This is a genomic window from Streptomyces sp. NPDC054841, assembly GCF_053611045.1.
The window spans coordinates 1-5,346 of the sequence record NZ_JBSGZO010000535.1; the positions used below are offsets into that span (position 1 = coordinate 1).

3 protein-coding genes are annotated in these 5,346 nt (G+C 72.3%); all 3 read left to right on the forward strand.

Going from position 1 to position 5,346, the window contains the following annotated elements:
* The first annotated feature begins 56 nt into the window (after window positions 1-56).
* A complete protein-coding gene (locus tag ACWGI8_RS38570) occupies window positions 57-887 on the forward strand; it encodes a hypothetical protein (RefSeq protein WP_453668102.1) in 831 nt (276 codons plus the stop codon).
* A 212-nt stretch (window positions 888-1,099) separates the two neighbouring features.
* Window positions 1,100-2,428 (forward strand): MFS transporter, encoded by a 1,329-nt coding sequence (locus ACWGI8_RS38575; RefSeq protein WP_453668103.1) that lies wholly within the window; start codon window positions 1,100-1,102, stop codon window positions 2,426-2,428.
* 23 nt (window positions 2,429-2,451) lie between these two features.
* A partial coding sequence (locus tag ACWGI8_RS38580) for an amino acid adenylation domain-containing protein (protein ID WP_453668104.1) occupies window positions 2,452-5,346 on the forward strand: 2,895 nt, incomplete at its 3' end.

Here is a 5,346-nt window from a genome sequence, read left to right on the forward strand (position 1 = left end):
CGGCGGCCGGGTCGATGATGATCGGGTGATCAGGTGTTCGATCGGTGGGAGCAGGCATGGACGTGGCGAAGAGCAGGGGTCGGGTCCTGTACGTGACCGACCTGGCCTATCAGGCGCGCGGGCGGCGGTACTGCGACGAGGACATCCAGCTGGCCTCGCGACTGCGCGAGCACGTCCCGCTCGCCCTGTGCCATCCACGGGACGCCGAGACGCTCATGGGCGCGTTCGACCTGGTCGTCGTCCGCAACAGCGGGCCCGTCATGCACTACCAGGACGCCTACGACGCGTTCCGGGAGCGGGCGCTCGCGGAGGGCGTACGGGTCTACAACCCGCTGACCGGCAAGGGAGACATGGCCGGCAAGGGCTATCTGCCCGCCCTGTCCGCGGCCGGATACCCGGTGATCCCGACCGTCGACCGGGAGGCGGACCGCGGACGGCTGCCGGACACCGACGAGTACGTCGTCAAGCCCGTGCTCGGGGCGGATTCGGAGGGACTCGCCTTCGTGAGCCGGGACGAGCTGGCCGGGGTGGAGTTCGGCGAGATCCTCGTACAGCCGCGGGTGCGGTTCCGCTACGAGGTGTCGTTCTACTTCGTCGACCGCGCCTTCCAGTACGCGCTCTACGCGCCCCGGCCCGAGCGCCGCTGGGAGCTGGAGCGGTACGAGGCGAGCGCGGCGGATCTGGACTTCGCGCGGGCCTTCGTCGAGTGGAACGGACTGGAGTACGGGATCCAGCGGGTGGACGCGTGCCGGGACGAGGACGGGCGGCTGCTGCTGGTCGAGCTGGAGGATCTGAATCCGTATCTTTCGCTGGATCTGGTCGACACGGAGACCCGTGAAGGATTCGTGCAGACGTTCGTGAAGTCGGTGCGGTCAGCAATGGGCTGAGGTCGTATCGGCCCACGTGGGCAGGGGTGTTGGGGATTATGAAGGCCCTTGATCGGATCTCATGATGTGTGCAAAGGTTCGAATGCGCCCGCATCGGAGAGCACGGTGATGACCAACACCGAAGGGACGTCGGGGTCTTCATGCGCAAGTCCTTACCTGTGGAGGACGGCACCACCGAGCCACAAGCTCGCCCTCCTCGCAGATTCGCGGGAATGGGGCCGTTCACCCTCATATGGAGCGGCCAGGTCGTATCCCTGGTCGGCAACTCCGTACTCCGCTTCACCTTCATCATCGAGGCCTGGTCCACGAACGAACGGGCGACGGCGGTCACCGTCCTCTCCCTGTGCGCGCTCCTGCCGCAGGTGCTCTTCAGCCCCTTCGCCGGGGCGATCATCGACCGCTGCAGCCGACGGGCCGCGCTCCAACTGGCCGATCTGAGCGGCCTCGCCGTCGTCGGTGCGCTGACCGCGCTGCACTTCCTCGACGGCCTGCGGACCTGGGAGATCTATCCGGCCGTCGCCCTCCTCGGGGTGTCCGCGGCCTTCCAGTTCCCCGCCATGGCCGCGGCTGTGCCCCAACTCGTCAGAAGGGACCAGCTGCAGCGCGCCAACGGCATGCTGGCCAGCGCCAAGAGCACCGCCGAGGTCGGCGGACCGGCGCTCGGCGGAGTGCTGGTCGCCTTCTCCGGGCTCGGCTTCATCCTCTGGGCCGATCTGCTGAGCTTCGCCTTCGCGCTCCTCGCCATCCGTCTGGTGCGGCTGAGCGCGGAGCGGCCGGAACCCGCGGCGCCGGGGAAGGCGAGGCCGAAGCTGCGCCGCGAGGCGGTCGCCGGACTACGCCATCTGTTCCGCTACCCCAGCCTGCGCGATCTGATCCTCAACTTCTGTCTCGTGAACCTCGTGATGGTGTTCGGCTTCGCCGCCGTCCAGCCGATGGTGCTGGCACGGACCGGCAACGACCCGGCCGCGCTGGCCGCCGTGAACACCGCCATCGGCATCGGCGGGGTCGCGGGCGGGCTGCTGATGGCGGCGTGGGGCGGGCCCAGGAACCGGGGCCGCGGAATGATGTTCGGGATCATCGGCATGTGCCTGTCGGCGCAGGTGGCGATGGCGGTGTCGGACACCGTGATCGGCTGGTGCGCGGCCATTCTCGTCGGGGCCCTGATCATGCCGCTGATCAACGGCTCCATGCAGGCGATCGTGCAGACCAAGGTCGAGCAGGAGTGGCACGGGCGGGTCTTCGGCGCGGTGATGTTCCTGTCGCAGATCTCGGTGCCCGTGGCCACGGCCGTGTCCGGGCCGCTCGCCGACGCGGTCTTCGAACCGCAGGCGGCCGCCGGGACAGGGGTGTTCACGGTGCTCGGGCCGCTGGTGGGGGACGAGCCGGGCAGCGGGATGGCCGGAATGCTGTTCCTGGCCGGTGTGTGCGGTATCGCCGTGGCGCTGTGGGGCCTGGCCCGGCGCACGATCCGGGACATCGACGTACTGCTCCCGGACCTGGATCCCAAGGCTCAGGGCCCGGCGTCGGGGGACGCCCGCTGAACAGCGAAGGTGTGGAGGTGGGGATGGAGCGCGTGCACGAGCTCTTCGAGGAGCAGGCGGCGCGGGGGCCGGAACGTACGGCTCTGGTTTTCGGTGAGGAACGGACCGGCTACGGCGAACTCGACGCGCGGGCCGGCCGGATGGCGGCACTGCTCGCCGGGCACGGGGTGGGCCGCGGGTCGCTGGTCGGCGTGCGGCTGGAGCGGGGCACCGAGATGGTCGTGGCGCTGCTCGGGGTGCTGAAGGCCGGGGCCGGGTACGTGATGCTCGACCCGGAGTTCCCCGAGGAGCGGCTGCGTGCCATGGCTGCGGACGCCGGGGTCGACGTGGTCGTGGGGCCGGACGGAATCTCCGGCGAGGGCGCCGGGACCTCCGGTGAAGACCCCGGGATCTCCGACGAAGGCGCCGGGGGCCGTGGTGGCGACGGAGGTGGCGACGGAGGTGGCTCCGACGATGTCGCCTGCGTCATGTTCACCTCTGGGTCCACCGGTCGGCCCAAGGGCATCGTCGCCCCGCACCGGGCCGTCGCCGAAACCCTGACCGGCCAGGATTTCGCCGCCTTCGGGCCCGGCTCGGTCTGGCTGCAGTGCGCGCCGGTCTCCTGGGACGCCTTCGCGCTGGAGCTGTGGGGGCCGCTGCTGAACGGCGGTACGTGTGTGCTGCACCCGGGGCAGCGGCCCGACCCGGTCGTCATGGCCCGGCTCGTCGCCGAGCACGGCATCACCTCCCTGTATCTGTCCGGGAGCCTCTTCAATGTGATCGTCGACGAGTACCCGAAGGCGCTGGCCGGGGTGCGCGAGGTGATCGTCGGGGGCGAGGCGCTGTCGCCCGCGCATGTGGCCCGGGCGATGGACCTGTGGCCGGAGCTCCGGCTCAGCAACGGATACGGGCCCGTGGAAGGCATGGTCTTCCTCACCGTCCACCGGATCACCGCCGAGGACGCCCGGGCGGCGGCGGTGCCGATCGGGCGGCCGCTCGCGGGCAAGCGGATCCACGTCCTCGACGAGCGGCTGCGGCCGGTGCCGGACGGGGTGACCGGCGAGCTGTACGCCGCCGGGGCCGGGCTCGCGCACGGGTACGCGGGGCGCCCCGGGCTGACGTGCGAGCGGTTCGTGGCCGATCCGTACGGTGCCGCGCCGGGCGGGCGGATGTACCGCACCGGGGATCTGGTGCGGCGCCGCGCCGACGGGGTGCTGGAGTTCGTGGGGCGGGCGGACGCCCAGGTGAAGATCCGCGGCTTCCGGGTCGAGCCGGGCGAGGTCGAGGCGGCGTTGGCGCGCCATCCGGGCGTGGCACGGGTTGCTGTCGTCGCACGCGAGGACGGCGGCGAGAAGCGGCTGGTGGCGTACGCGGTGCCGGGCGGGGACGGGGCGCGGCCGGAAGCGGCCGGCCTGCGGGAGCACGTCAAGGGCCTGCTGCCCGACTTTATGGTGCCGGACGCCTTCGTGCTGCTCGACGCGCTGCCGCTGCTGGCGAACGGCAAGCTGGACCGGCGGGCGCTGCCGGAGCCCGGGCCCGTGGTCGGTACGGCCGTGGACGGCGGGGCCGCGGTGGCGTCGAGCGAGACGGAGAAGGCCCTGTGCGGGCTGTTCTCCGAGGTGCTCGGGGTGCCGTCGGTCGGCCCCGACGACGACTTCTTCGCGCTGGGCGGGCACTCGTTGCTCGTGGCTCGGCTGCTGGGGCGGATCCGGACGGCGCTGGGCGCCGAGGTCGGCGTACGGACGCTGTTCGAGTCACCCACGCCCGGGCGGCTCGCACCGCACATCGAGGGCGCGGCGGTCGCGGCCGCCGCGGAACCGCTCGGCCGGAGCGCACCGGGCGGCACGGACGCGCCGTCCGTGTCGTACGCGCAGCGGCGGCTCTGGTTCATGGACCGGATCGACGCCGGGGTCGCGTACAACATGCCGATGCTGGTGCGGCTGCGCGGGACGGTCGACGCGGAGGCGCTGGGCACCGCGCTCCGCGAGGTCGTGGCGCGGCACGAGGCGCTGCGGACCGTGTTCGAGGAGGTGGACGGGGAGCCGGTGGCCCGCGTGCGGGACGCGGCCAGGGTCTGTCCGGTGGATCAGGCTGGATCAGCGAGCGCCCGCCGCGAAGCGGCTGATGTCACTGATGCGGCTTCGGGTCCAAGGCGGAGGATGGGGTCCCCCCGCCGAAGGCAGGGGGAGAGTCATGGCGGAGCCATGCCGACTGACGACTGGGGGCACCTCCCGGGCCCGCAGGGCCCAGGGGGAGCAGGAGACGGAGTCGCAGGGCGTCGCGAGCCCAGCAAGATCCACCGGACAGACCCTAAGGCGGAGCCGCTGCTGCGCCGGGTGACCGTGGACGCCGGCGAACTGGAGGGGCGCATCGCGCAGGCGGCGCGCCACCGGTTCGATCTGGCCTCCGAACTTCCGGTGCACGGTGTCCTGTTCGGCGTACGGGGTCGCCCCGACGAGCATGCGCTGCTGCTGGTCATGCATCACATCGCGACGGACGGGTGGTCGCTGCCGCCGCTGTTCCGCGATCTGTCGCGGGCGTACGCGGGTGTGGCGTCCGCCCCTCTCCCCGTGCGGTACGCGGACTTCGCCCGCCGTCAGCACGAGCGGCTGGCGGGTGGCCTCGCGGAGCGCCAACTCGCCTACTGGCGCGATGTGCTGGCGCATGCGCCGGGCGGGCCGCGGCTGCCCGCGCCCGATGCGGCGGCGGCCCACGCCCACGATCCCGGTCGCGGTCCCGATCACGCGGAGACGGTCGTACGGCGTCTCGACGCCGCCGGCCACGCCCGGCTGATCGAGCTGGGCCGCGAGCACGGGGCGACGCTGTTCATGGTGCTCCACGCGGCTCTTGCCGCCGTCCTCGCCCGGGCGGGCGCGGGCGAGGAGACGTCGGTGGCCGCGCCGGTCGCCGGGCGCGGCACGGAAGGGACCGTCGACGAC